This is a genomic window from Coprococcus sp. AF21-14LB, assembly GCF_003458885.1.
GTDB lineage: Bacteria > Bacillota > Clostridia > Lachnospirales > Lachnospiraceae > UBA9414.
In genome coordinates this window covers 1-2,482 of the sequence record NZ_QRVX01000101.1, presented here as the reverse complement: position 1 = coordinate 2,482, position 2,482 = coordinate 1, and the positions used below count along the sequence as shown (strand labels likewise).

Here is a 2,482-nt window from a genome sequence, read left to right as displayed (position 1 = left end):
TTTATATGATTTTTTTCTTCTACGGATTTTGTTTTTTACAAGGAGGAAAATTTTCATGGGATAGTTTTTTTATTCGATACATAGAAAATATTTCATTGTATTTAGCTATATCTAGCTTATTTCGTTGTCGTGGAGAAAATATAGTTGCTCCCTTTACAATTGCAGGAATTATGTCAATTGTTTATTTGATTTTTAAAGAGGGAACAGAAATACTATCTGGAGGAGTTAGAATAGGAGACACATTGAGTGGAAATGTAAATACGGTTGGATTTAATTTGGGGTTTATTTCATTGTTAGTTACATGGCAGTATTGTAGAAATAAAAAAAAGAAAAATTTGATTTTATTGGGAATTTTGATTCTATTTATGCTTTTAACAGGATCAAAAAAAGCACTATTGATTGTTATGCTAGATGTATTGCTGATTTTTTTATATGAAAAGGGGCATGCTAGCAGATGGCTAAAACTAATAGTTGCAATCACAGTAGGAGCATATCTCATTTTTAATGTTCCATATTTTTATGAGATTTTGGGCTCTCGAATAGAATCTATGTTTAATACGATGTTTGGAAAAACATCAGCGGTACTGAATACTTATTCATATTCAACAGATATGAGAGAAGAAATGATTGGCGAAGCTTTCAGACTATTTTTACAAAAACCTGTTTTTGGAGGTGGCTATAATGCATTTATGGCAAATACGATAACACGGTATGAATATTCACACTGTAATTATACAGAAATGTTAAGCAGTTTTGGCTTATTTGGAACAATTATATTTTATAGCAAATATGTATCAAATATAAAATTTATTTTATCTAATAGGTTATTTAAAGTTCCTAAATACAGAAATATTGCTTTTATTGGAATACTGTTAATGATTGAAATGATTGTTGCTGACTGGGCAACAGTTACTTTTTCTGGGCAATGTTTAGGATATTTGCCAGTTGTATTTACTTGTGCAGCACTAGAATATGTAAGAAGAAATGAATGGTTGGAAAAAAATGAGAAAGAAAAAATTAGCTTATAATACTATTTCTTCATTGATTTTGCAAATAACGACAATAATATGTGGCTTTATACTTCCCAAATTAATACTGAGTAATTTTGGTTCGGATGTTAACGGATTAGTAAATTCGATTACTCAGTTTTTGCAAATATTTGCGTTTTTAGATATGGGGGTTGGTGCGGTTTTTCAATCATCTTTGTATAAGCCATTAGCTGATAATGATTTAATTAAACTAAGTGAAATCTATGTATCAGGACAAAAATTTTTTACTAGATTGGCAGAAATATTACTTGGATATGTGATTATTTTAATTGTCAGTTATCCTTTTTTTGCAAATCAAGATTTTGAATTTATATATACAGCAACTTTAATTGCGGCAATGAGTATAAGTTCATTTGCACAATATTATTTTGGAATGTCAAATGGGTTATTTCTTACTGCAGATCAACGAGGGTATATTCAATATAATACTCAAATAATAACTCTTATTTTGAATACAGTAAGTAGTTATTTCCTTATAAAAATTGGAGCATCTATTCATGTTGTTAAATTGGTTACATCATTTATTTATTTAGCTCGTCCATTGGCATTGAAAATATATGTTAATAAAAATTATTCAATAAATAAAAAAAATAGAATATATTGGCGAACCAATTAAACAAAAATGGAATGGCTTGGCTCAACATATTGCATCCGTTGTATTGGATAGCACAGATACAATTGTATTAACCATATTTTCAACAATGGCTAATGTTTCAATATATTCTGTATATTTTTTAGTTATTTCAGGTTTGAAACAATTATTTAATGCTACGACAAATGGTGTACAAGCTTTAATTGGAGAATTATATGCTAAGCAAGAAAAAATACAATTACAAAAAATATTCGGTTGGACAGAATGGCTCATACATACAATGACAACTTATGTATTTGGATGTGCAGGTATTTTGATTACACCGTTTGTGATGGTTTATACAAAAGGTGTTAATGATGCTAATTATAATCAACCTATATTTTCTGTAATTTTAATTATTGCATATGCCATGTATTGTATAAGACTTCCATATCATATCGCAATAAAAGCTGGTGTGCATTATAAAGAAACTCAAAGATGTTATTGGATAGCAGCAATACTTAATTTATCAGTTTCAATTATTTTTGTTAGGGAATTAGGATTAGTTGGAGTTGCAATAGGAACATTGGTTGCAATGATTTACCAGACAATATGGATGGTAATTTATGATTCAAAAAATATTATATATTGGCCAATTAGAATATTTGTTAAGCAGATTTTAGTTGATATTTTGACGATAGTGTTTGGCATAATTGGAACTTCTAGTATATCAATTTCTATGTATTCATATACAGAATGGGTATTAATGGCTATAAAACTTCTAGTATATCAATTTCTATGTATTCATATACAGAATGGGTATTAATGGCTATAAAAGTTGCATTGATTTGGATGTTTGTAG

The 2,482-nt window shown here is 28.4% G+C and carries 3 protein-coding genes; all 3 read left to right on the top strand.

The genetic code is table 11. The features are described from left to right. Window positions 1–1,028, top strand: a 1,028-nt coding sequence (locus tag DWX73_RS13085) for an O-antigen ligase family protein (RefSeq protein ID WP_147334794.1), incomplete at its 5' end; no start/stop codon positions are given. Next, the gene (locus DWX73_RS13080) at window positions 1,003–1,665 is read left to right on the top strand and encodes a hypothetical protein (protein ID WP_158556868.1); all 663 of its coding nucleotides are present in this window, start codon (window positions 1,003–1,005) and stop codon (window positions 1,663–1,665) included. The genes DWX73_RS13085 and DWX73_RS13080, both read left to right, overlap by 26 nt. Window positions 1,666–1,681: 16 nt before the next feature. After that, window positions 1,682–2,446, top strand: a complete 765-nt coding sequence (locus DWX73_RS13075) for a lipopolysaccharide biosynthesis protein (RefSeq protein ID WP_118349103.1) — start codon at window positions 1,682–1,684, stop codon at window positions 2,444–2,446. Window positions 2,447–2,482 lie beyond the last annotated feature (36 nt).

Bases quoted from the DNA above. Each gene is read 5' to 3' on its own strand.
- DWX73_RS13080 (WP_158556868.1), top strand. From the start codon at position 1,003: ATGAGAAAGAAAAAATTAGCTTATAATACTATTTCTTCATTGATTTTG.